At 57.9% G+C, this 22,956-nt stretch carries 21 protein-coding genes; 15 read left to right on the top strand and 6 right to left on the bottom strand.

Annotated features, from left to right (window positions below):
- Position 1 precedes the first annotated feature (1 nt).
- The 5 genes from J5286_RS30155 to J5286_RS30135 are packed head-to-tail and all read right to left on the bottom strand — an operon-like array spanning position 2 to position 5,158.
- Entirely contained in the window at positions 2-1,759 is a 1,758-nt protein-coding gene (locus J5286_RS30155) for an AMP-binding protein (protein ID WP_209215409.1), read from the bottom strand.
- A 34-nt stretch (positions 1,760-1,793) separates the two neighbouring features.
- The gene (locus tag J5286_RS30150; protein ID WP_209193593.1) at positions 1,794-2,678 is read right to left on the bottom strand and encodes a CoA transferase subunit A; all 885 of its coding nucleotides are present in this window, start codon (positions 2,676-2,678) and stop codon (positions 1,794-1,796) included.
- A gap of 10 nt (positions 2,679-2,688) precedes the next feature.
- The gene (locus tag J5286_RS30145) at positions 2,689-3,456 is read right to left on the bottom strand and encodes a CoA-transferase subunit beta (RefSeq protein WP_209215408.1); all 768 of its coding nucleotides are present in this window, start codon (positions 3,454-3,456) and stop codon (positions 2,689-2,691) included.
- Positions 3,453-4,388: a CoA transferase subunit A gene (locus J5286_RS30140; RefSeq protein ID WP_280638516.1), complete on the bottom strand. Its 936-nt coding sequence runs from the start codon at positions 4,386-4,388 to the stop codon at positions 3,453-3,455. Before J5286_RS30140 ends, J5286_RS30145 begins: the two co-directional genes overlap by 4 nt.
- A 5-nt stretch (positions 4,389-4,393) precedes the next feature.
- Positions 4,394-5,158 carry an ATP-binding cassette domain-containing protein gene (locus tag J5286_RS30135; protein ID WP_209193590.1) on the bottom strand — a complete coding sequence of 255 codons (765 nt, stop codon included), beginning with the start codon at positions 5,156-5,158 and terminating at the stop codon, positions 4,394-4,396.
- A 214-nt stretch (positions 5,159-5,372) separates the two neighbouring features.
- On the opposite strand from J5286_RS30135, the gene J5286_RS30130 reads away from it, so the two are divergent.
- From J5286_RS30130 to J5286_RS30060, 15 genes are all read left to right on the top strand, one after another.
- The gene (locus J5286_RS30130) at positions 5,373-6,416 is read left to right on the top strand and encodes a LacI family DNA-binding transcriptional regulator (protein ID WP_209193589.1); all 1,044 of its coding nucleotides are present in this window, start codon (positions 5,373-5,375) and stop codon (positions 6,414-6,416) included.
- A 154-nt stretch (positions 6,417-6,570) separates the two neighbouring features.
- A complete protein-coding gene (locus tag J5286_RS30125; RefSeq protein WP_209193588.1) occupies positions 6,571-7,530 on the top strand; it encodes a sugar ABC transporter substrate-binding protein in 960 nt (319 codons plus the stop codon).
- Positions 7,531-7,589: 59 nt separating this feature from the next.
- Positions 7,590-8,579 carry an ABC transporter permease gene (locus J5286_RS30120; protein ID WP_209193587.1) on the top strand — a complete coding sequence of 330 codons (990 nt, stop codon included), beginning with the start codon at positions 7,590-7,592 and terminating at the stop codon, positions 8,577-8,579.
- 23 nt (positions 8,580-8,602) lie between these two features.
- Complete coding sequence (locus J5286_RS30115; RefSeq protein WP_209193586.1) at positions 8,603-9,505, top strand: CoA transferase subunit A; 903 nt, start codon at positions 8,603-8,605, stop codon at positions 9,503-9,505.
- The gene (locus J5286_RS30110; RefSeq protein WP_209215407.1) at positions 9,502-10,317 is read left to right on the top strand and encodes a CoA-transferase; all 816 of its coding nucleotides are present in this window, start codon (positions 9,502-9,504) and stop codon (positions 10,315-10,317) included. Before J5286_RS30115 ends, J5286_RS30110 begins: the two co-directional genes overlap by 4 nt.
- 57 nt (positions 10,318-10,374) lie before the next feature.
- Positions 10,375-12,126: an acetolactate synthase catalytic subunit gene (locus J5286_RS30105; RefSeq protein WP_209193584.1), complete on the top strand. Its 1,752-nt coding sequence runs from the start codon at positions 10,375-10,377 to the stop codon at positions 12,124-12,126.
- Positions 12,127-12,141: 15 nt separating this feature from the next.
- Positions 12,142-13,140, top strand: coding sequence for a dihydroxyacetone kinase subunit DhaK (locus tag J5286_RS30100; protein WP_209193583.1), 999 nt, complete (start codon positions 12,142-12,144; stop codon positions 13,138-13,140).
- Positions 13,137-13,748: a dihydroxyacetone kinase subunit L gene (locus J5286_RS30095; RefSeq protein WP_209215406.1), complete on the top strand. Its 612-nt coding sequence runs from the start codon at positions 13,137-13,139 to the stop codon at positions 13,746-13,748. The genes J5286_RS30100 and J5286_RS30095 overlap by 4 nt, the downstream gene beginning before the upstream one ends.
- Positions 13,749-13,790: 42 nt before the next feature.
- Complete coding sequence (locus tag J5286_RS30090; RefSeq protein WP_209193581.1) at positions 13,791-14,804, top strand: MaoC family dehydratase; 1,014 nt, start codon at positions 13,791-13,793, stop codon at positions 14,802-14,804.
- A 91-nt stretch (positions 14,805-14,895) separates the two neighbouring features.
- On the top strand, positions 14,896-15,756 hold the full coding sequence (locus tag J5286_RS30085; RefSeq protein ID WP_209193580.1) for a cyclase family protein: 861 nt from the start codon (positions 14,896-14,898) through the stop codon (positions 15,754-15,756).
- A gap of 50 nt (positions 15,757-15,806) precedes the next feature.
- A complete protein-coding gene (locus J5286_RS30080; protein ID WP_209193579.1) occupies positions 15,807-16,850 on the top strand; it encodes a sugar ABC transporter substrate-binding protein in 1,044 nt (347 codons plus the stop codon).
- 63 nt (positions 16,851-16,913) lie between these two features.
- Complete coding sequence (locus J5286_RS30075; RefSeq protein WP_209215405.1) at positions 16,914-18,446, top strand: sugar ABC transporter ATP-binding protein; 1,533 nt, start codon at positions 16,914-16,916, stop codon at positions 18,444-18,446.
- Positions 18,447-18,460: 14 nt separating this feature from the next.
- On the top strand, positions 18,461-19,453 hold the full coding sequence (locus J5286_RS30070) for an ABC transporter permease (RefSeq protein ID WP_209193577.1): 993 nt from the start codon (positions 18,461-18,463) through the stop codon (positions 19,451-19,453).
- Positions 19,454-19,455: 2 nt separating this feature from the next.
- Positions 19,456-20,184 carry a cyclase family protein gene (locus J5286_RS30065; RefSeq protein WP_280638515.1) on the top strand — a complete coding sequence of 243 codons (729 nt, stop codon included), beginning with the start codon at positions 19,456-19,458 and terminating at the stop codon, positions 20,182-20,184.
- Between the two features lie 35 nt (positions 20,185-20,219).
- The gene (locus tag J5286_RS30060) at positions 20,220-21,464 is read left to right on the top strand and encodes a CaiB/BaiF CoA transferase family protein (protein ID WP_209193575.1); all 1,245 of its coding nucleotides are present in this window, start codon (positions 20,220-20,222) and stop codon (positions 21,462-21,464) included.
- A gap of 463 nt (positions 21,465-21,927) precedes the next feature.
- On the opposite strand, the gene J5286_RS30055 is transcribed toward J5286_RS30060, so the two are convergent.
- Positions 21,928-22,776 (bottom strand): IclR family transcriptional regulator, encoded by an 849-nt coding sequence (locus J5286_RS30055; RefSeq protein WP_245206667.1) that lies wholly within the window; start codon positions 22,774-22,776, stop codon positions 21,928-21,930.
- Positions 22,777-22,956 lie beyond the last annotated feature (180 nt).

The raw sequence follows: 22,956 nt of genomic DNA, 5'->3' as shown, positions 1-22,956 counted from the left end.
ACTAGATTGGCTGCCTCGCCCAATCTTTAAGCGTCTCTTTGTGTATCTTGCCTGTCTGGCCGAGTGGCAACGCTTTAACGATACGCACTTCAGGCACTTTGTAGGAGGCGATGCGGTCGCGGCACCAGGCGACAAGCTCGGCTTCGGATGTTGAAACTGCTTCCTTCTGGAGCTCAACAAATGCGACCGGAACCTCACCGCGAAGCTCATCCAGTCGTGCAACTACGCCAACCGCGAGCACTGACGACTGTTTTGCCAAGATCGTTTCTATTTCGGCCGGGGCCACGCTCATCCCGTTGACTTTGATGAGATCTTTCTTCCGGCCTAGATAATGGATGAAACCCTCGGTATCGATCTGACCAATATCGCCAGAATGAACCCAGCCTTCTCGCAAAGCCTCACGACTTGCTGCCGCGGCATTGAGATAGCCGTTGAAGACGGCGGGTGAGCGACAGCATAGTTCACCTTCGCTTCCAAGGGGCAGCAGTTCGCCTGTTTCGAAATCACAGATCTTGAAGTCGGTGCCGGGTGACGGCAGACCGACGAAGGTAGGCCGCGACTTCAAGTCGAAATCCTCCTCTTGGAAGCCAATCGTCACCGTGTTGGCTGTGTGGGTTTCGGTCATTCCCCAAGCCGACTCTGACAGTACCGCATTCGGGTATCTCGCCGTCCACCGTTTCCGCACACCGATGTCGAGCTTCTTGACGAAGGACACGCAGCGGATGAGCTTGAGGCTCGAAAGATTAAATTCATGAAAGCGTGGATGGTCCATGACTTCCAGCAGGTTGTCGACGAGCATCGTCGTCGCTCCGACCTGCTGGTTCTCCACCGCCATCATGAGGGCCAAAGGGTCCCAGCGCGACAAGAGAACAAGCGTTGTTCCGGAAAAGATCTGGTAGACCAGTCCGTGGTTCTGCCCCGCGATCCAGAACTGAGGAAAGAAGTTCAGTGTTGTCTCACTGAAGCTCGTCTCGCGCAGATGGTTGGCCGCAGCGGTGTAGAGCATGTGGGCTTGGGTATGTAGGCAACCTTTCGGCAGGGACGTTGTGCCGCTCGTGTAGTTAATCGACGCCAGACGATCGAGCGCCGCTTCGTTTGTCCTTGGAACCGGGGCAGGCGATGCCGTATCTGCTATCGCGTCAAAAAAGTCGATCGCGTTTCCGCTGGGCGGCTCCTCCTCGAGAACCATCGCAGGGACCGGCAGCTCGGGAACGGCTGGCAAGGCGTCGGAAATACGCGTCCGAAAATATACGTTGAGATCTGTACCCTCGCATGTCTCGACGACCGGCAGCAGAGATTGCAGAGCGACAATAACGCGGGCGCCGGAATCCTTTAGTTCGTGTTCCAGTTCCTCGCGCTTGGCCATAGGGCTAATCGGACAGTGGACTGCTCCAATGCGCAGGATTGAGAGAAAAGCGATCGTGAACTGCGGGCAGTTCGGCATGAAAAGCGCAACACGATCGCCCGCTTTTACTCCCTCGGCCAACAGTCTGGCCCCAAACCGCTCGCTCATATCGAACAGCTGACGATACGAGAATGAGCGGCCGTAGAACCAGATTGCAATCTTGTCGGGTGTCCGCTGTGCCCATTCCGCCAGCCGCTGCGGCAGGCTTAATCCCGGCATCGGATCCTGCGGCGTCTTTTTTAAGTGTTGGGGCCAGTTCTTTTCCCATAAAACGCGTAAAGCCTGGAGATAGAGATCTTCGGCAGCAACGACACTGTCGTTATTGATCCTGGCGGTTTCGCCACTTGGAGCCATGAACTCAACGCCTCTTTATTTCCAGATCGCGATTTTAGGCGTACGCCGATCGCTTTGTCGTGATGGCTTGAATTCGCATCATGCCGAGGCGATTTAAATAGGCTTGATGGTTTGGAAGACTATAGACGCTGGCGGCCAGCCACTGCTCAAGCAAGCCCGCGGTCCTTGCTGCGGTCAGATAGTCCACCGCCGCCTGGCCGTCAGCCGTGTATCGGGCGGTGCAGGCGCTGGGATGCGCTCCATATGGCGCCTCCACGACGCAATCGGCCAGTCCGGCGGGCAGCACGGTCCTCCACGGCGCGTTTGCCGTCGTCTGCGGGCTGACAATCTGTTCGACCGAAACGATCACGTATTTTGCGGCGCGCGCCAGAACGATGTCGCGTGCGAACTCCGCGTGTGCGTCGACGTCCATCTGCACATTGCCGTGGATGTCTGCGGCATGAGCATGAATGATGGCGACATCGGGAGACATCCGCTTCACCGCCGTCGCCAATTCCCCGCCAAAAATATCCGGCGCTGCAGCGGTTTCCGCCCCGTCATGGTTAGCCATATACGCTTTCACGAGCGCATATGGCAGGTCGGAAGCTGCGGCATGAAACCGTGCGAACGCCACGTCGGGGTGCATATGAGTAGATACGACCACCTCGGGCAAAGGAAGATCAGCAAGCGGCGAAAGGTCCTCGGAAGCGGGCGACGTGTTGATCGTCGCGACGCATCCGGCGCGCGCGAGCATGTCCAAGTCGCTGCCATAACGGAAACCGGCGATCTGCAGGCCCCTCTTTCCCTGCCTGATGATTTCACGTACGACTGCCGTCGGATGGCGGTCGTTCTCATGCCCACCGAGCGCCAAAATGGCTCCGTCGGCAATCCGGCTGACCGCGTGTTCGATGGTCGCATATATGTTTTCGGACTGTGTCATGTTCTAGGGCCTAAGCATCTTTGATGTACATGCCGTTCGGATCAATTTGCGTTTTCAGCAATTGGATCTGAGTATCGGTCGGAAGAGTCGCCACTCTGGTGTCAGCATAGCTCTCCAAGCTGAAGCCAATGGCTTTCTGCACACAAGCGGCGTCGATCCCCGGATAGGTCTCCTCGATGCGCATCCGCTTGGTCTTAGGATCAAAGCCAAGAATTCCGAGATCGGTGATCACCTTCACCGGGCCGCTGCCCGGGAGGCCTGCCGCTTCTCGTGCGCCGGGGCCGCTGAGAAAGCCGGGCGTCGTAAGGTAGTTCAGCTTCTCGACGAAGCGCTTGGGATCGGCACGCGCGATGATGACGAAGCGCTTTGCCATGGACGCGATGTCATTGGCGCCGCCTGATCCCGGCAGCCGCACCTTGGGCTTGCGATAGTTGCCGATCACCGTCGAGTTGAGATTGCCGAAGGCATCGACCTCCGCGGTTCCAAGAAAACCGATGTCGATCTTGCCCTGCTGCAAAAGCGATAGGGCATAGAAAGTACCGGCGATTTTCGTCGAACCGTAGACGAGCTTGTATTCACCTACTCCTGAGGCGAGTTCGATCGGGGAAGGATCGATAATCCCGGATTCGAAAACCAGATTTACGGTCGGTGCATGTGTGGCCTTGGCGAGGTAAGCTGCAACCATCGGCAATCCCGTGCCGATGAATGCGGTCTCGCCATCCTTGATTTCTCGCGAGGCCGCCACGGCCATGAGAATATCGCGACTGATCGTGGTCATTTGGCTGCCCCTTCCGGTGGAACATATCGATAGCCGAGATGGGGATCGGTGCGCAGCGCCAGCAGGCGGTCCGCGCCATGGGCGTCGAGATAATCACCATGGGAGGCGATCCCGTGAACCCATGCGCGGAGCCATGCCTGCGTGGTTTCCCGCGTCCGGGAGGCCTCGTAGTATTCGGCGAGCGCTTCGCGGTCATATTCGTAATAGCCATAAATCCCGAGCGGAAAGGCGCCATATGGCAGGTGTACCAGCTTGTCGACCATCAGACCTGGAATGAGCGTTGCCTGCGGGTTGCGTCTGATCTCGTCCGTGGAGATGATCTCTTCAACTGTAACGATAACCGTAGATGCAGCCCGGACTTGCTCTTCGATCACCGATGTCGTGCCGTAAAGCTCGACATTCCCCAGCTCGTCCGCGCGCGCGGCGTGAATTACGGCGATATCCGGCTTGAGTGGTGAAACCAGGCTGACGATCTGGTCATCGAAAGGCGAGTGGAACATCTGGGCCTTGGACGAGGGCTCCTCGAAGCCGGCCACGTTCATAACATCGGTACCGGCCTGCGATCGCATTGGCATGAAAGGCAGCCCGAGGCCCGCCGCGGCAAAACGCATGACCATTCCGAAATGGCTGTGATCTTCCGTTTCGATCTCGCCGTTTTCGATCCCTTCCGAAAAACGGCGGCATCGGCCGAAGCCTTCAAACATGAAATTGGAGAAATAGGCGCGGCGCAGCATTCCCGCCGCTGCCAGCCATTCTGCGACCCAGCATTCCGCAACGCCCATGATCGTGAGATCCTTGACGTCGGTGCGCATGAGCGCACGAAAGAAACCAAGTGGCTGGTGGGAGTGCGCAAACCCGCCGGCGGTCATGGACATGCCGTCGCCAACGCAGGCAACTGCCTCGTCAAGAGAAACAAGCTTTGAGCGCGCCATGGCGATTACGCTGCCTCGATCTGCTGTTCGCGGGCACCGGTTATGAGCGAAACGATTTCGTCGCCGGACACAGAATCGGTACGAACGTCACCAACTTTCTTGCCACGGCGCAACACCACGACGCGGTCGCTCATTTCCTTGGCCATTGGCATGCTGTGGGTAATCAAGATGATTGCTACGCCAGCCTTCTGCAGTCGTCGCACGGCTTCCATCGCTTTGGCGGTTTCCTGCACTCCGAGTGCAGCAGTTGGCTCGTCCAGCATGACAAGCGTGCTTTTCCACAGGCGCGTGCGGGCGATGGACACCGCCTGCCGCTGGCCGCCGCTCAAACCGGTGACGTTCTGGTCGGGCGAGGGGACATTAATCGACAGGCCATCAAGTGCCTGCTTGGCTTTCTGTCGCATGCGAGCGCGCGCCAGAAACGAAAAAGGGCCCCAGCCGACGATTTCCTCGCGCCCGAGGAAGATGTTTTCCGCAACGGTCAGGTTGTTGCACAGTCCAAGATCCTGATAGACGGTCTCGATCCCGTTGCTACGGGCGACGTCCGGCGAGGTGAGGTCTACCGTGCTGCCATTCAAGTCTATCGAGCCCGAGGTCGGGCGCAGGACGCCGGAGAGGAGCTTGACGAGTGTGCTTTTTCCTGCGCCGTTATCGCCGACTAAGGCAATGGTTTCGCCCGCGCGCATGTTGAAGCTGACGCCCTGGAGAGCCTGCACTGCACCATACGACTTGCTGAGGTCTGTAACGCGCAACAAGAATTCATTTTTCATGGCAAATTTTCCTCCATCCGACCAAAACAGGGTTCTGTCGTCTCACTGTTTGTTCGCCGTCCCGCACCCAAGATGCGTCTCCATGGACATTTTGGCGAAGTAAGAAAACGTTTCTGGAAAACGTTTCGATATATTGATACAGTCTTTGCTTGGGCGCTGTCAACATGGCAGACTGAAAAGCGCAGTGAATGAAAATTTCTCTTTGAGGGGTCGTATGGTAGAGCGGAAGAAAGTCACCATCAAGGACGTGGCGAAAGCCTCGGGGCTGGCGCTGTCGACGGTGTCGAATGCGCTGTCGGGGAAGAATTACGTCAAGGAAGAGACCCGGAAGCTTGTCGACGAGACGGCCCGCAAACTTGGCTACCGCGCGTCCGCGGTGGCGCGGGCCCTACGCATGCAGCGCAGTTTCACGATTGGCGTCCTGATTGCGGACGTCGCCAATCCGTCCTCGGCTGATTTCGTTCGCGGCGTCGAAGACGTCGCCATTCGTGAGAAATGCACGATGCTGCTGTGCAATACCGATGAGGATGAGGAGCGGCAAATCCTCCAGATGCAGACCCTCTACGACCGCCAGGTCGACGGCATGGTTCTGATCTCGCAGCACTGTGAATCGCCTCGTATTCGTGCGCTTCTGGACGGCGGCACGCCGTATGTGCTGGTGCAGCGCAGGAGTTCGAAATGGAAGGACGACTACGTCGGTTCCGACAATCAGGAGGGTCTCGCCGAGGCGATTCGTCATGCGCATGCGTTGGGTCACCGGCGGGTAGGATTCGTAACCGGCCCGCTCGAATCTAGTTCCGCGCGCGAGCGGTTGGAGACGTTCAAGCAGGAGAGTGCACGACTGAAGCTTTCTCAGTCGAAATCAATGATCTTTGAGGGCCGCTACACTTTCGACAGCGGACTTGCGGCGGGCAAATACTTCACCGGGATGAAGAACCGTCCGACATGTGTACTTGCGAGCAGCGACATGAACGCCCTCGGTTTCATGCAAGTCGCGCTTGAGGAGGGCTTGCGGATACCGCAGGATGTCTCGGTGATCGGGTTGGACGACATTTCGCTAGCCGGTCTGAAATCGATTAATTTGACGACGATCCAACTGCAGAAGCGTGACATGGGCGCCGCCGCGGCAGAGCTGCTGATGAAGCGGATTCGCAAGCCTGCAAAGGTGGGTAAGCCGATAATTCTCCCGACGCGATTGATTATCAGAGGAACGACGGCTTCGCCGGTCGCGGGGGGTGGCAAGCCAGACGGTAACTGACGGCGCCGGTTCAGTCTTGACAAGGCGGTGGCGATGTGTTTGTCTATTTATCGAAACGTTTTCGGAAAACGTTTTTTACGCAAGTCGAGCAGCAGTGAGTATTAATCTCCAGGCTTGCGGGAGGTGTATCAATGATCAGCGGGAGGTATTGATCATGAAGAAACTTGTTTCCGGCCTATTGGCCGTTGCAGCCGTAACGTTGGCCGTCATGCCGGTGCGCGCTGCCGACGAAACCGTGATCGGCGCGGTAATCTACGCACGTGATTCCCAGTTTTGGCAACAAATCGAGCGCGGGATGACGGACGCGGCGAAAAAGTACAATGTAACACTTCAGGTCGGCCAGAACCGCCGCCAGCTACCGACCGAGGCGCAGGTCATCGAAGACCTGGTAACGCGCGGCGCCAAGGCGATTGTAATGCCGCCGCTCGACGTCAATGCATCCGCAGCTGCCGCCAAGCGCGCTACCGGTCGTGGCGTCGTCATCGTTGACTTCGACACCTCGCTCGCAGACAAGTCGATTGCCAAACACACGATCGGCGTCGACAGCTACAAGATGGCGGCGGAACTCGGTACTGAGATGGTGAAGCAGCTGTCGGGCATCAACGGTGGCAAGAACACAGTGGGATTGATCACGCTACCGCCGACCAATCCGAACATGATGCCGCGCAAGACTGGTCTCCTGTCGACTCTCAAGGGCGACGGGATCACTGTTGGAGCCGAAGTGGCTGCGGCAACACCGGAGCTCGGCGCGAACGGCTATGAAAACCTTCTGCAGCGCGATCCAAAAACCTCTGCGGTCTGGGCATCCAACTCCGGATCTCTGGCTGGCGCCGCGCAGGCCGCCAAGCGACAGAGCTCTAATGTACGCCTCTATGGTGTCGACATGAGCCAGGAACTGGCGACCGACATGCTTGATCCGTCCGGCAAAGTCTACGCAGTCGCTGATCAGCAACCTTACCAGGTAGGCTACGCGGCGGTTGAATCTGCCGTCAAGGATCTGAAGGGCGAGACGGTCCCGCGCAACGTCGAGGTTCAGAGCAAGATCTACACACGCGAGAACCCGGACGAGGTCAAGAAGTACCTCGACTTTGTCAAGTCGCTCGCAAACAACTGACGCCGTTCAGATCTATGGCCGAGCCTTCGTGGTCGGCCATTCGCTTCATAGAGGTAAAGATGTCCAATATTGCTGGTTCAAGCGCCGGTACGACCGCGCATTCGCCCCGTAAGATAAACCTGTCAGGTTGGCGAGCTGAAATCGGTGTTGCGGTAGCCTTGGCTGCGCTGATCGTGTTCTTCAGCTTCAATTCCGCGAACTTCCTCACCGCAGAAAATTGGGCCACGCTGCTGCAGCAGACGTCGGTAATTGCGATCCTTGCCGTCGGGATGACGTTTGTTATCATCACTGGTGAAATCGATCTGTCGGTCGGGGCGCAAGTCGGTCTTTCAGGGACGCTTTTTGCCTTGCTCTCCGTCAATCACGGAATCTCACTGCCGTTGGCGTTTCTTATCGTTCTGGTCGAAGCCGCCGCAGTAGGGGCCTTCGTCGGTGCACTTCGGGTCATCTGGGGCATTCCGACCTTCATTACAACGTTAGGTCTTTTGTCGGGTCTGCGCGGTATTGCCTTCTATGTCAGCGACGGCCTCACCATCAGTCCTCTTCCATCTTCATTCGGAAACCTTTGGTATGCGACTTTCCTCGGACTCTCCTTTCCGGTCTGGGTAATGATTGTCGCGGTCCTGCTTGGCTGGTTCGTCTTGTCACAGCATCGCTTCGGGCAGCACGTCTATGCCGTCGGAGGAAATCCGGACACGGCAACACGCTACGGAGTCAAAGTCGCCCGGCTGCGCATAGCCGTCATGATCATGATCCAGCTTCTTGCGGCCATCAGCGGCGTGCTGCTTGCGTCGCGATTGAACGCTGGAACCCCAACCGTAGGCGAATTGATGGAGCTCGATGTCATTGCGGCTGTGATCGTCGGCGGAACTGTGCTCACCGGCGGTGTTGGCCGCATCATTGGAACATTGATCGGCGTTTTCTTCGTCGCGGTGCTGCGCAACGGCATGATCCTCAACGGGCTCGATCCTGTTCTCTTTCTCATCGCGCAGGGTTTCGTGATCATTCTTGCAGTCTGGTGGAGCATGCTCCGCAAGCGCCAGTCGTAGTCCCGTTTGGCAGGACAGATAAGATGACCAATCCAACACCGAAACTGCGATCACTCAAGGAGGCTGCCGGCCTCGTCCCGGATGGCGCGCGCATCGCCTTCGGAGGTTTTGCGGTCTATCAAAAGCCGATGGGTTTTGTTCGGGAACTTGTCAGGCAGGGCCGCAAGAGCCTTACGGTCGTCGGTTCCGCACAGTCCTACGACGTCGATCTACTGGCTGCAGGAGGTTGCATAAGCCACGTCGAGACCTCTTATGTCGGTCTGGAAAAGCACGGCCTCGCCCGACACTACCGGCGTGCCGTTGAAAATGGCGATCTCAAGGTCGTCGACTACCCCGAAATGGTCAGTTGGGACAGGTTCCGTGCCAGCCAGGAGGGCCTTGCCTTCTGGCCGGTGCCGTTCCTCGGCGGCAACGATATCGTCAAGTATAACGACGCGATCAAGCCTTTCGCTTGCCCTATTTCCGGGCGACCGATGCATGCGGTTCCCGCTGCCGATCCCGACATCGTCGTGATCCATGCTCTTGCGGCTGATGAACGCGGCAACGTGGTGTTTCCAGCCCGCCGGCTGTTGCCGCAAAGCAATGACGTGTTGATGGGGCGTTCGGCGGGCAAGGTTATTGTCACGGTAGAAAAACTAGTCTCCAACGCATTTATCCGCAGGCATTCGCGGCTGGTGGAACTGCCGTCCTACAAAGTGACGGCTGTCGTGGAACTGCCCTATGGTGCCCATCCGACCCCTGCGCTCGGCGCCTATCATGCCGATGAAAAGCATTACGGCGAGTATGTCGCTGCGTCCGAAACGCCGGAAGGCACGGCGGCGTATCTGAAGAAATTCGTGCATCTCACCGGCGGCAACGACGCCTATCTCGAAACCGTGGGCGCAGCACAACTTGCGCGTCTTAAGGACATGGATAGCCTGCTATGATCGAGCCGACCCTTTTCGAAACGCTTGCCGCTGTTCTTGCTAAGGACTTCAACAACGGCGAAGTCGGTTTTACCGGCCTTCTTACAGGTAGGGCCGCCGCAATGTTCGGAACGGCAATCCCGATCGTGGCGATGGAGCTTGCGCGCCGGACCCATGCACCTGATCTGACACTGCTGCTCGCTGGTTGCTATCACAATCCGGATTTCAGCCAGCTGAATGCAATGCCTGACAGCGAGCACGATGCGCTGCTTCGTGACCTCTCGGCTGAAGCTCAGACATATGACTATCCCGGTCAGTGGGCACTGAAGCGCGGTGACATCAGCTTCGGCTTCTCCAGCGCCGTACAGGTAGATGTCGTCGGCAATATCAACAGCGTTTGCATTGGCCCTTATGAGAAGCCGAAGGTGCGGTTGGTGGGGCCGATCCTTCAACCCGAACATATGACCCTGTTCCGGCGGGAGTACATCATGATGCCGCATCATGACCGCCGCAACTTCGTTGAGAAGGTCGATTTCATTTCCGGTGTCGGTTACCCGGGTGGCGATGACGGTCGCCGGAAGCTGGGGCTCGACTGGGGCGGTCCGACCTTGGTGCTGACACCGAAATGCGTGTTCGATTTCGACCGCAAGGTTGGCCGCATCAAGGTGCAGTCGATCCACCAAGGCGTTACCCATGCTGAACTACGCGATGCGACCGGTTTCGATCTCGGAGATCTCGACCGGATCCCAACTACCCCACGACCCAGCGACGACGACCTGCGGGTCATCCGCCGCGACATAGACCCCAGAAAAATCCTCTTTGCGCCGATCTGAGCCATCAGACGAAACCCGATAGGCGTTTACGCCCCCCAAGTTGAATGGAGTTCCCAAATGAACGTCAAGACTACTGTAGTTAAGTCTGAAACCGTCGAAGGTTCCAACGCCACTACCGGCGCTCACGTCTTTGCTGCCGCCCTCAAGCGTCACGGCGTCGAAGTGATCTTCGGCCAGGCAATCCCTGCCGCGCTTTTCCTTGCAACGCCGCACTATGGCATTCGCCAGATCGGCTACCGCACGGAAAACGCCGGTTCGGTGATGGCTGACGCGTATGCCCGCATGTCTCACAAGGTGCCGGTCGTCACTGCCCAGAACGGTCCCGCTGCGACGCTTCTCGTCGCCGGCCTGGCCGAAGCGATGAAAGCCTCGGTTCCAGTCGTCGCCATCGTCCAGGACGTCGCGCGCCCCTTTGCCGAAAAGAACGCCTTCCAGGAGCTCGACCACCTCGAGCTGTTCAAGGGCGTTGCCAAATGGATCAAGCGCGTCGCCGACGTTGATAGGATCGATGATTATGTCGACATGGCCTTCACCGCGGCGGCTTCCGGCCGACCCGGTCCCGCCGTGTTGATCGCACCGATCGACATGTTCATGGAAACGGCATCTCCGGCAAAAATGGCTAGAAACGCATCGCTCGGTCATTTTCCTCTCGATCGCTGCGGTCCTGATCCGAGGAAGGTGGCCGAAGCCGCATCCCTGCTGTCAAAAGCAGAACGGCCGCTGATCATCGCCGGCGGTGGTGTTCACATCTCGGATGCTGCGCCGGAACTGGCAGCGCTGCAGGAAGCAGCCTCAATACCGGTTGCCACGACGGTCATGGGCAAGGGCGCCGTGGATGAGGCGCATCCCCTCAGCGTTGGCGTCGTAGGCTATTTCATGGCTGATCGCAGCCGCAGCAAGCACGTTCGCTCCCTGGTTGCCGAGGCAGACGTTATCCTGCTGATCGGCAATCGCACCAACCAGAATGGAACGGACAGCTGGCAGCTCTATCCGAAGGAAGCCACCTACATCCATCTCGATGTCGATTCTAGCGAAGTTGGTCGAAACTACGAGGCTGTTCGTCTCGTCGGCGATGCCAAGCTCGGCTTGGCGGCGCTAACCCAGGCACTTGCTGCCTCGGACCTCTCGAAGCGTAAAGCCGCGCGCCCGGCACTCCAGCAGAAAATCGCAGCGGCACTCGATCAGGGCCGAAAAGACGGCGAAGCGGTTTCGCGCTCCAATCAGAGCCCGTTGCGTCCGGAGCGCCTGATGAGCGATCTCGACAGCATCATGACTCCAGAGACGATCGTCGTTTCCGATGCCAGCTATTCGTCGATCTGGGTCGCGAACTTCCTGACGAGTCGCAGGGCCGGGCAGCGGTTCATCACTCCGCGCGGTCTTGCCGGTCTTGGTTGGGGCCTACCATTCGCGCTTGGCGCCAAGGTCGCCTCTCCGGAGGCTCCCGTGTTCGCTCTGGTAGGGGACGGCGGCTTTGCGCATGTCTGGTCCGAACTTGAAACTGCACGACGCATGAATCTTCCAGTCGTCGTCGCAGTCCTCAACAACTCGATTCTGGGCTATGAAAAGCATGCCGAGAAGGTCATCTTCGGCGAGTATTCCGATGCTTGCGACTTCACACCCGTCGATCACGCGGCAATTGCCCGCGCCGCAGGCTGCGACGGAGTACGCATCGAAAAGGCCGATGACTTTCTTCCTGCTCTGAAGTCCGCCTTCGCCTCCGGCAAGACCACGGTTCTCGATGTCGTTACCGATGAACTGGCCTATCCGCCGATCACAATGTTCAACGACAACCCGGCGCTGAGCTACTGAGGAGGAAGTCAACTCATGAAAAAGCTCATAAATAGGCCGCAGGATTTCGTCGACGAAACGCTCGACGGACTGGTGACAGCGCATCCTTCCCTGGTACGCGACGGTGAGAATGGTCGCGTCATCCGCCGAGCAACCCGCTCAACCGGGAAGGTGGGCGTGGTCTCGGGTGGCGGATCAGGCCATCTGCCGCTCTTCACCGGCTATGTGGGCCACGGGTTGCTCGACAGCTGCTCGATCGGCAACGTTTTCGAAGGCCCGACAGTCGGCTCGTGCATCGATGCCATCAAGCTTGCGGATCAGGGCAAGGGCGTCCTGCGCCTCTACGGCAACTACGGCGGCGATCGGATGAACTTCGACATGGCAGGCGAACTGCTGGAGGAAGAGGGTATTCGCACGACGACCGTGCTTGGAACCGACGACATCGCCAGTGCCGCGCCTGAAGAAAGGCAAAAACGCCGTGGCGTTGCTGGTATCATCTATGCCTACAAGACGGCGGGGGCGGCCGCTGACAGTGGTGCCGACCTCGATACCGTCAGCGGTATCGCACAGCGTGCCGTCGATATGACCAGAACTATCGGCGTAGCTCTCTCACCCTGTCAGGTTCCGGGCGCCGATCGTCCGTCCTTCATTCTTGGGGAAGACGAGATCGAGATGGGTATGGGTATTCACGGGGAACCCGGAATTTGGCGTGACAAGCTGAGAACGGCCGACGTCATCGCCGACGAGATGATCGAGAGGCTTCTGGCAGACAAGCCGCAGGGCGCGGGCAACACCGTATCGATTCTCGTCAACAGCTTGGGTGCCACGCCGTTGGAGGAGCTGTTCATCCTGTACCGCCGTGCATCCGCAAGGCTCGGAGGGGCCGGGATCAGGATCGTCAGGCCCTTGGTCGGCCATTTCGCAACTTCAATGGAGATGGCAGGTGTCTCTGTTAGTCTCAGCTTCGTCGACGCCGAAATCGAGAAACTTCTCGGCGCGCCATCGTCTTGCCCATTCTGGACGGTGCGGTCATGATGGTGGACAAGTCAAAGCTGACGGCATGCGTTGACGCTTTCCATAGAGCCATGCGCGACCTCGAACAGGTGCTGAACGCAGCTGATGCCAAACTCGGCGACGGCGACACCGGGACCATGCTCGCGCGCCTGTTTGCCGGCCTTTCGCAGACCGACCTTTCGCAGGCGAGCGATATTAGTGCGGCCTTCAACGCGCTCGCCCGGGCTGCAGCTACATCGACGGGTGCCAGCCTTGGGACACTGGTCGCGACTGCACTCCTGACGTTTGGCAAGGAAACCAAAGGCCACGTCGCAATAGAGGCGTCGGCCATGCCGAAACTGCTCGACAAGGCGATGGAAGCGATGATGGCAAGGGGCAAGGCCGAGATTGGCGACAAGACGATCCTCGACTCGGTTGATGCGATCGCTAGGCGACTCGCTGAAACCCCCGATCTCCAAACCGCGGCCGACGCTAGTGAGGCAGCTCTAGACGAGTTTCGATCCAAGCCCAATCGCATCGGCCGCGCTCGGATGTTCGGAGACCAGACAATTGGTGTCGATGATCCCGGTATGCTGGCCGTTGCGCGACTGACACGATCTCTGGCCGATGAACTCAAGAGCGGTGACTAACCGTTTCCCATGTCGCGGCAATATTACTTGAAGGATAAACCCATGACCGAGAATGCTGAAAAATCCAAGCTGTGGCGTGATCTGACTGATCCGAGACGAGCCGTAGAGATCGATGACCTTGAGGCCGGCCTCAAGGAGCCGGTCTTCGAAAACCTCGATATCCCGGAGGAATTCGGCCCGGTATCGATCATCGTCGACGATCACAAGATCAAGCGCTTCTCCTTCACGCAGGACGATTATAATCCGTGGTACTTGCAAGCGGGTCCGTTTGGCGATGACCGCATCGGCCAGGCGTGCCTGCTCGGCAACGATCTGGTGCAGCTCTTCACCCTGAAGTATCGGGGCAGCAAGACGGTGGGCTTCCATACCGAAGAGCAGATGTGGTTCGACAATCCAGTCAAGCTCGGTGAAAAGGTCACGATGAAGGGCGCCTACGTCGAATCCTATGTTCGGCGTGGACAAGGTTACGTCATCATGGAAGCACAGGCCGTCGGCGAAGACGGGCGCAGCATCATCCGCCATCGCGGCGTTGAAATTCTGCGCACTGTCCCCGGTGCCATCGGTGGACGGGCCAGCGATACTCCATCCCGCCCTGTCACGGGCGAAATCCCCGTCAACTCGCGCTCCATCGAGCGCGTCGATGCCACCACGAAGGTCGGAGATGTGCTCTCGCCGCTTGAAAAGACAGTTACTGCCGAGCAGACCGCTGTTTTTTCCCGCGTCGGCGAATACGTCAAGAACACGCATAGCGATATACAGGTTGCACGTGAAGGGCAGTTGCGCGTTCCGATCGTTCAGGGGCAGCAGCAGGCTGGCCTCATGGGCGAACTCATGGTCCGCGCGTTTGGGAAAGACTGGTTCACGTCCGGCTGGTTCCAGCTGAAGTTCATTGCGCCGCTGCAGGTCTTCGATCCAATCGCGCTGACCGGCAAGGTTACCGCGGTCGAGAAGCAAGCCGATGGGCGAACGAAAGTGGAGCTCGAAGTTTGGGTGCGCAGGGCATCCGATGATCGTATGACGGTCGTCGGATGGGCGTCTTGCAAAATCAACGCCTAATATGCGGCGAGGCACCGGCTGACAGAAATCCGGCCGGTGCCGCTCAAAACGTTTCATTCAAATGCAATCGGTTGACAGGTGGGAGGAACTCATGGCTTCGCGCCCTCAAAAGCTGGATATTTCGCTCGATGCGCTACGGATACCGACACAAGGGAAGAGCTACGATCTGTGCTCCGGATGGTGGCCGGGAATGCCATTGGCGGAAGGCCATCCACAATTTCAGGTGTTGACCTACAGATCACCACGGGGCCAGCGGAACCAGAAGGATCTCGGTTTCCTTCGTCACAATACCGTCAACTTCGGCTTTATTTCAGAACTTCTGATGTGCACCACGCACACGGGCACGCATATCGACGCGCTGTCTCATGTCACATGCGGCCCGCATTCAGAGTGGCATGGCGGGTATCGCGCCGATGAATGCCTTGGCGACTTCGGACCAATGTGCCAGGACGCTGCCGCGCTTCCCCCTTTCATCTGCCGGGGTGTGATGCTCGACATCCCTGCCGCGCTGGATATGGAGCGACTTGATGCTCACCAGCCCATCGGCCCTGCAGAGTTGGAAAAGGCGTGCAAACACCGAGGCATATCGCTTCGATCCGGTGATGTCGTCCTGATCCGCACGGGCACGATGGATGGATGGCCCGATCAAGAGCTGATTTCGCGCGCGGAGGGTTCGGGGCTAAATCTCGAGGGTGCGCAATGGCTTATGCAGTTTGAACCCGCCGCGGTGGGCGCCGACAATGTTGTTCTTGAGGTTTCGCCCTCGGGCATAGATGGCGATCCTCAACCTGTACACCGCTATCTGCTGCAGCAGCATGGCATCCCCATTCTGGAGTGGGTTTATCAGGAAGAACTGGCGCGGGATGGCGTCTCTCAGTTTCTCTTCCTGTGTCTTCCGCTGCCAATCTCCGGCGCGACCGGATCAATGATACGCCCGCTCGCCATCGTATGAACGTGGCAAACCGCCGTCTTTTTAAACCATCAACCAGGGAGGAGACCGAAATGAAAAATCTGATCGCAGCAACGGCCTTGCTTGCGGGAGTATCTTGCGCCACGCTGGCTTCGGCGCAGGATTTCAAGGGGCCAACGGAGCCGGCAAAGGCGCCCTCAAACCTGAACGTGACAGTCGTCACATGCTTTTCGGTCCTGCACGGTTGTGTCGCGCCGGCCGATGCCATCAAGGAGATCGGCGGCAAGCTCGGCTGGAATGTGACTGTTCTCGATGGCGGTGGTAACGCCCGGCAGCAGAATGCCGCGATGCTCGATGCTGTCTCGTCTGGCGCAAATGTCATCGTGAACATCGCGATCGATCCCAATCTCGTCCAGCTTGGTCTTGGCGCTGCGAAAAAGGCCAATATTCCTGTCGTGTCCGGCTCGAACGGCATTGACAGCCCCAACCCGACGGCCAAGCCAGCGGAAGGCGCGCTCAGCTACGCCTTCGACGTTGCTCCTGATTATGCCGCACTCGGCCGCGAGGCGGCGGAATGGATCATCAAAGACTCGTCGGGCAAAGCCAAGGTCGCCGTCTTCAGCGACAAGGAGTTCCCGTCGGTTCTTGCCCTGCAGACTGGCCTTCTCGATGGCCTCAAGGCGTGCAAGGATTGCACCGTCTCCGATCTGCAGTATTTCACGGGTAGCCAAGTCGGAACAACGCTCGGTCAGCAGACTGTTGGCTACTTGAGAGCCAACCCGGACACCGAATATCTGTTTTCTCCATTTGATCCGGCTGCGGCGGCCCAGGTCACGGCGCTTCAGCTGGCCAATTTTGGAACAGTCAAAGTTGTCAGCGTTCTCGGCAATCAGCAGAACCTGGATTTCATTCGTTCCGGGCGTATCCAGGTCGCCGATGCCGCCTATGACAATCGCTATATGGGTTTTGCGATCGTCGACCAGACCATACGCCTGCTTAACAAGCAGCACCTTGCCGAACCGCGCGGAGAGGGCCTTCCTTTCATCGTGCTCAACAAGGACAATCTGCCACCGACGGGTACGGACTGGACCGCTGCTCCGGATTACCAGGAAAAATTTTACGCACTCTGGAAGTAATCACGGCCTGCCGGCGAGGGGCGTTTAACGCACCCTCGCGTCCGGGTTCAAAGGAAGGTCTCCATGACCGTTACAGCAGACCATATCACCAAGACATTTGGCGGGTTTCGAGCACTTAAGGACGTCAGCCTTGTTCTAAAACAGGGCGAGACCCACGCCCTTCTCGGTGCGAATGGAAGCGGAAAGTCGACGTTCAGCAAAGTTCGGTCGGGCGTCTATCAGCCCGATGGTGGAACGATCCGGATCGGCGGACAAACGACCAATGGTTTCAGTTCGCCCAACCATGCCAATGCTCTTGGTGTTGCTGTTGTTCACCAAGAGGCACCGCTCATCGACACTCTTTCGGTCGGTGAATGCATGGCGATGTTCGGGCATTATCCCTGCAAGTACGGCCGGATCGACTGGACGAACCTTTATGCACAAGCGGGCCAGAGATTGGCACGCTACTCCGTTGACATCGACCCCCGGCGCATATCCGGCTCGCTGGCGGCGAGCGAACGGGCACTCGTATCACTGGTTATTGCGCTCGACCGCGTCGAGACCGGTATCAGACTTCTGATCCTCGACGAGGCCACTGCTTCCTTGACGGAAAAGCAGGCTGAGGATTTTCTTCAACATGTTCAGAGCGTTGCCCAGCCTGATCTCGCCATTCTTATGGTCACGCACCGTCTGGCCGAGTTGGAAAACAGGGTTCAGACAGTAAGCGTGCTACGCGACGGGCTGCTCGTTCATTCAGGAGCGTCCACTGCGACAACCAATAGCGAAATTATCGAGATGATGGCGGGCCCGCGCGGCACGAGCACCTTCGGGACAGCAGTCAGCCGAGATGATATCATGGGCTACTGGGCCCGCGCTCGTTCGGCGGTTTCCGTCATCGACATGTCAGCGCCACCCGCGCTTGAGTTGCGCGAGCTCAAAGCCACGGTCCTCGATGGCGTTAACATCAGCATCCGTCCGGGCGAAGTGATCGGTGTGGCTGGGCTGGCCGACAGCGGCGCCCAGGAATTGCCACAGATTCTGGCCGGGGAATCGTCTTACGACGCCGGCGAGATTCATGTTCGCGGCCGGTTGTTGCCGACGTTTACGGACCCAAGCGTCACCATCAAGGCGGGAATTTCGGTTTTGCCTGCTGACCGCCTGCGTTCCGGCGGCATCGCAACTCTATCCGTCAGCGACAATCTCACCCTGCCGTCAAGCGATAGATGGTGGCATCGATCAAAGCAGAAGGCCGATCTCGCATCATCGTTGATCGGGATGCTCGACGTTCGTCCGCCCGATGCTTCGGCGATTTTCGGTACGCTTAGCGGGGGCAATCAGCAGAAGGTCATTCTCGGAAAATGGCTCTCGCTTGCGCCAGCTGTTCTCGTTCTCGACGACCCTACGCAGGGCGTCGATCCCAATGCGCGTGACCTGCTGTTTGCCGCCATGCATGCGGCCGCCGAAAATGGCGTTGCGGTGATCCTGCTGTCGACCGAGCCGGATCAACTGGCCGCGCATTGCCAGAAAGTATTCGTATTGCGTGGTGGAAAGATCAGCACCTGTCTGGAGGGTGAGGACGTGACCCGCGAAAAAATATCAGAATGGTCCTACTCGTGAACGGAGCCACGCCCATGCCAAATTCCGCCGCAACCGCCGTCAAACAGGCCTCGCCGCTTGCTTCCTTCACACGCGGGATACTGACGCGCTATGCGACGCTGCTCCTGCTTCTGGTCCTCATCGTAGTATTTGCCTCGTTAAGCAGCCAGTTCCTAACGGCGCGCAATATCCAGAATATTCTCGTCGTGCAGACCGTCGTTTCCTGTGTCGCTTTCGCGGCGCTGTTTCCGCTGATCGTCGGGGAGTTCGATTTGTCACTCGGCTATCTGATCGGCTTCGTCGTGATGCTTGGCGCCTATCTTGGCGGCGCCGGCTTCAACGCATCGGTCGTGGTCCCGGCAATGGTCATCGCCGGCACGGGCGTCGGCTTCCTAAGCGGACTCTTGACGGTAACGTTCAAGATCAGTTCGTTTATATCGACACTCGGCATCGGCATTCTGTTGAGCGGACTCACTCTTGCGCTCAGTGGCGGCCAGGTACTCTTCACCGGCATTCCACAATTTGTCCTTTCGATCGGGCAGACCTCATTCATAGGGCTCGCCGTAAGCGTCTGGTTCACGCTGCTGATCGCGCTCGTTCTCTTTTATCTTCTCGAACAGATGCCAATGGGGCGGAAGTTCTATGCCGTCGGCGGCTCCGAGCGTGTTGCATTTCTTGCAGGTATCAAGACGAAATGGGTCAAGGTACTCGCCTTTACTTTTGCCGGTCTGATCATCTCCATTGGTGGGCTTTTCGAACTCGGTCAGAGCGGAGCGGCCAGCGCGGGCTTTGGCCCGGACTTGCTGTTGCCGGGGTATGCCGCCGCATTCCTTGGTGTCACGACCTACAAGCCAGGTTATTTCAACGTCCCCGGCACGTTGGTCGCGATCCTGCTTCTGGCGGTCGGCTTCAACGGCCTCAATCTCCTCGGCGCACCATTTTGGATGCAGCCGATCTTCAACGGCCTTGTTCTGATTATCGCCGTTATCACTGCGCGCTCCGAAGCGCGACAACTGAAAAGGGGCTGAGAATGTGCCAATGTGAAAACATCCGTTCGCTTGTGAAGATTTTCGGCAATTCGCCGATTGTCGACCTTACTCGCCCTCTGCAAGACGGCATGCCTACCTATCCTACCCATCCAAAATATTTCCAGATGCGCTGGTGTTCGATGGGGGACCCGGCGGAGATGAACCAGATCGTGCTAGGAGAACATACGGGCACGCATCTGGACGCGCCTTCGCATTTCGTTCGGGAGGGCGATCCGGCGCGGAAGAACATCGATGAAATTGCGCTCGATCAGTTGGTAGGCCGTGCCGTCAAGCTGACATTCGGGCCGTTTCCGGCTGAGAATGTTCAGGTCACGGCAGACGAAATACGTGCCTGGGAAGCATCAAACTTCGCCATCGAAGAGCGCGATATCGTGCTCTTCGACTTCCAGTGGGGGCATAAGTGGGCGGCTGGGGAGGCCGGGTTCGATTTCCTTGACCGCTGGCCCGGTCTGTCACGTTCGGCGGCGGAATATCTGGCGCAGAAGAACGTCAAGGTCGTCGGAACGGACTGCATAAGTCTCGATCCCGGCGATGGTGGGGATGATCTCGCGGCGCATCTCACGCTGCTTCCAAAAGGAATCCTCATCCTCGAAAATGTCTGCAATCTGCACGCAATTCAAAAAGAGACCTTCTTCATGGCTCTGCCGTTGAAGATCGCGGGCGGAACCGGAGCGCCGGTGAGAGCCATCTCGGTGCAGCCCTGTGGCTAACGACGCCGCGTGGAGGTTGTTAGCGACTTGACACAATGCCGGTACTGAAAGCCGGTTCACAACAGACTTTCATTGAAATGGGATCGAAGATGACTGCGCCACTCGACGGAATAAAGGTTCTCGACCTCTCTCGCTTCATTGCAGGCCCGCACTGCACCAAGATACTGGGTGACATGGGCGCCGACGTGCTCAAGGTCGAAAAGGTCGGCTACGGAGACGATGGCCGGCATTTCCCGCCTTTCCAGAACGGCGAAAGCCTGTACGGCCTGTCTCTCAACCGCAACAAGCGCTCGATGGTCCTCGACTTCCGTCACAAGGATGCGCCGGCGATGCTGATCGACCTGGCAAGGAATGCGGATGTCTTGGTAGAGAATTTTCGGCCCGGCACAATGGAGGAGATGGGGTGTGGCTGGGACGTGCTGCAGGCCGTTAACCCCCGGCTCGTGATGACGCGCCTGTCGGGTTTTGGGCAGGACGGGCCCTACGCCATGCGCCCAGGGTTCGATGGGATCGCACAGGCGATGAGCGGTCTCATGTCGCTCGCAGGCGATCCCGATGGGCCACCGATGTTGGCTGGAACGTTCTACGTCGATTACATGACGGGGATGTATGGCGCCAACGCCACTGTCGCGGCACTATTTGCACGCGAACGCACGGGGAAGGGGCAAGTGATCGACGTGGCACTGCTCGATAGCGCCGTGTCGGTCCTTACAACGGCGCTCGCCTCGCAGGCAGATCAGAATGTCACGCTGACAAGAACCGGGAATAGGGATCGCTATTCTTCACCCGCCAACGTTTTCGCCACACGAAATGGCGACTATGTTCTCATCGTTTCTGGTACAAACCCGCTCTTCGCACGCGTCTGCACGATGATCGAAATGCCAGAGCTACTTGAGGATCCGCGCTTCACCACCGTACCGCTACGCCTTCAAAACGCCGCCGAGATCGAGGCGGTCGTTCAGGGATGGTGCATGGCGCATGATACCGACGTGGTCATTGACGCATTGAATAAGTTCGGCATTCCGGCCTGCAAGGTCGCGACCTTGAAGGACGTGGTCGAAAATCCTCAGCTGCATCACCGTGGCCAGCTTGTCGAAATCAATCATCCTGTCGCAGGGAAGGTGACGATGGCCGGTGTCACGATGCAGATGAGCGATACACCCCTAACGATCCGCAGGCCGCCACCGGGCCTTGGCGAGCATACCGATGAGGTACTGGCGGAATGGCTCGGCCTGGACGCTGACGCGGTAGGAGCACTGAAGGCAAAGAGATTGGTTTAAGCTCATAGGTGTTAGACGTCCACGCGTGTAGGAGGCGAGCACGTTGGGCTTGGGCAAGTCATCGGACATCTAGATTCCAGTAACCGGAAGTTAAAACCGTTATGCGGAATTCAATATCGTTGGAAGTTGATATAATTTGCATGAGGGATGCCGGAAACGTCGCTGGTGCCTCATCCAATTTCAGTGCGAAGACCTAGTCGAGGCGTTTGCAATCGCAAGGCAACGGGTAGGCAATTAACATGGCGTTCTTCGATGAACTCCAAAGTCAGTGACAGTCAGTACTCAATTTCGTCTGACGCGACGTCGCCCGATGATATGCGCCAGTTTCGGCGCGCGCACCTCATCGAAAGGAGCCATGGAGGCCGACCGTGAGCGTCTTCGTGACGGCTCAACGCTCTGCAGGGAATGACGACACTTCGACATTGACGGGCGACTAGGGCGTATTAAAAACCGGCACACGTCCTCAAGGGTGATGGCCGATCCGGTGGCTGATCATGTTAGCGTGGTGTATGACGACCTTCGACAGTTCTTCGATGTCCGACATATTGATCTGCCAACTTGGTCCACTTACACTGATTCCAGCGATAACGTGGCCGAACTGGTCGCGGATTGGCGCGCCAACACAGCGGAGTCCAGGTTGATGTTCGCCATCATCGATCGCGTAACCGCGCTGACGGACTCTATCAAGCTCCGAGAATAAGGTTGGTCCAGTAGTGATTGTTGCGTCAGTATAACTGCGTAAGCCTGCTTGAACGATTTTTTGAATCACGGGTTCCGGCTGCCAAGCAAGGATAGCCTTACCAACACTGGTGCAGTGAACCGGGGCGTTTTCGATTGAAGTCGAGGTCGGTGCGTGGTCCGGCGATGGATCTGCACGGTGAATAACTACCGCACTCTGTCCATCGAAGATCGCCAAGTGCACCATCTGCCCACTCATACGCTTGAGAGCCTCAACGATCGGTCGCGCCTCACGGTGAAGATCGAGGTTCATCAGCACAATGTTTCCAAACTCGAAAAGCTTCAGGCCGAGGCGATATTTGTCGCGTTCGCGGTCTTGGTCCAGGAATCCCACTTCCTTCAACGAGGCCATTAGTCGGTGCGTCGTGCTGCGGGGAAAGCCGGTCCGGTCGCATATTTCAGAGAGTGAGAGCGCTCGGTCGTTCACAGAGAAGCACTCGAGGACGCGCATGATTTTCACAAGCGATTTGAGGTTCTCGTCCGAGCCTCGAACGGTCGACGTGGAAGAAGGCGTTTGTTTTGTTTTTACCATGAGTTTCGCAATAGATCCCGGCATGCGGTACTGATGATCCAATTTTCACGCATAAACGAGGCCGAAGCAAGAGGTTTCCGTCGAGAGCGGAGTTGACTTCTTAGATGCTGGTCAATATGTTCGAAATCCGAAACGTCATCCCGGATACCGGAATTTAGATTTTGAACCTTGATAGGGCGTTTCAGGGATCAAGGAGGAGAGTTTCATGAATCAAGAAAGCAA

Source organism: Rhizobium sp. 16-488-2b, from assembly GCF_017741815.1.
Lineage (GTDB): Bacteria > Pseudomonadota > Alphaproteobacteria > Rhizobiales > Rhizobiaceae > Rhizobium.
Note: the sequence above shows the minus strand (reverse complement) of the source record. Positions and strands in the feature narration are given on the sequence as shown.

What these genes read in the sequence shown, in the direction of transcription:
- J5286_RS30130 (WP_209193589.1), top strand. Translation starts at nt 5,373, where the DNA reads ATGGTAGAGCGGAAGAAAGTCACCATCAAGGACGTGGCGAAAGCCTCG.
- J5286_RS30125 (WP_209193588.1), top strand. Translation starts at nt 6,571, where the DNA reads ATGAAGAAACTTGTTTCCGGCCTATTGGCCGTTGCAGCCGTAACGTTG.
- J5286_RS30105 (WP_209193584.1), top strand. Translation starts at nt 10,375, where the DNA reads ATGAACGTCAAGACTACTGTAGTTAAGTCTGAAACCGTCGAAGGTTCC.
- J5286_RS30070 (WP_209193577.1), top strand. Translation starts at nt 18,461, where the DNA reads ATGCCAAATTCCGCCGCAACCGCCGTCAAACAGGCCTCGCCGCTTGCT.
- J5286_RS30085 (WP_209193580.1), top strand. Translation starts at nt 14,896, where the DNA reads ATGGCTTCGCGCCCTCAAAAGCTGGATATTTCGCTCGATGCGCTACGG.
- J5286_RS30115 (WP_209193586.1), top strand. Translation starts at nt 8,603, where the DNA reads ATGACCAATCCAACACCGAAACTGCGATCACTCAAGGAGGCTGCCGGC.
- J5286_RS30095 (WP_209215406.1), top strand. Translation starts at nt 13,137, where the DNA reads ATGATGGTGGACAAGTCAAAGCTGACGGCATGCGTTGACGCTTTCCAT.
- J5286_RS30060 (WP_209193575.1), top strand. Translation starts at nt 20,220, where the DNA reads ATGCCGGTACTGAAAGCCGGTTCACAACAGACTTTCATTGAAATGGGA.
- J5286_RS30065 (WP_280638515.1), top strand. Translation starts at nt 19,456, where the DNA reads ATGTGCCAATGTGAAAACATCCGTTCGCTTGTGAAGATTTTCGGCAAT.
- J5286_RS30075 (WP_209215405.1), top strand. Translation starts at nt 16,914, where the DNA reads ATGACCGTTACAGCAGACCATATCACCAAGACATTTGGCGGGTTTCGA.
- J5286_RS30120 (WP_209193587.1), top strand. Translation starts at nt 7,590, where the DNA reads ATGTCCAATATTGCTGGTTCAAGCGCCGGTACGACCGCGCATTCGCCC.
- J5286_RS30110 (WP_209215407.1), top strand. Translation starts at nt 9,502, where the DNA reads ATGATCGAGCCGACCCTTTTCGAAACGCTTGCCGCTGTTCTTGCTAAG.
- J5286_RS30135 (WP_209193590.1), bottom strand. Translation starts at nt 5,158, where the DNA reads ATGAAAAATGAATTCTTGTTGCGCGTTACAGACCTCAGCAAGTCGTAT.
- J5286_RS30150 (WP_209193593.1), bottom strand. Translation starts at nt 2,678, where the DNA reads ATGACACAGTCCGAAAACATATATGCGACCATCGAACACGCGGTCAGC.
- J5286_RS30155 (WP_209215409.1), bottom strand. Translation starts at nt 1,759, where the DNA reads ATGGCTCCAAGTGGCGAAACCGCCAGGATCAATAACGACAGTGTCGTT.
- J5286_RS30145 (WP_209215408.1), bottom strand. Translation starts at nt 3,456, where the DNA reads ATGACCACGATCAGTCGCGATATTCTCATGGCCGTGGCGGCCTCGCGA.
- J5286_RS30100 (WP_209193583.1), top strand. Translation starts at nt 12,142, where the DNA reads ATGAAAAAGCTCATAAATAGGCCGCAGGATTTCGTCGACGAAACGCTC.
- J5286_RS30090 (WP_209193581.1), top strand. Translation starts at nt 13,791, where the DNA reads ATGACCGAGAATGCTGAAAAATCCAAGCTGTGGCGTGATCTGACTGAT.
- J5286_RS30080 (WP_209193579.1), top strand. Translation starts at nt 15,807, where the DNA reads ATGAAAAATCTGATCGCAGCAACGGCCTTGCTTGCGGGAGTATCTTGC.
- J5286_RS30140 (WP_280638516.1), bottom strand. Translation starts at nt 4,388, where the DNA reads ATGGCGCGCTCAAAGCTTGTTTCTCTTGACGAGGCAGTTGCCTGCGTT.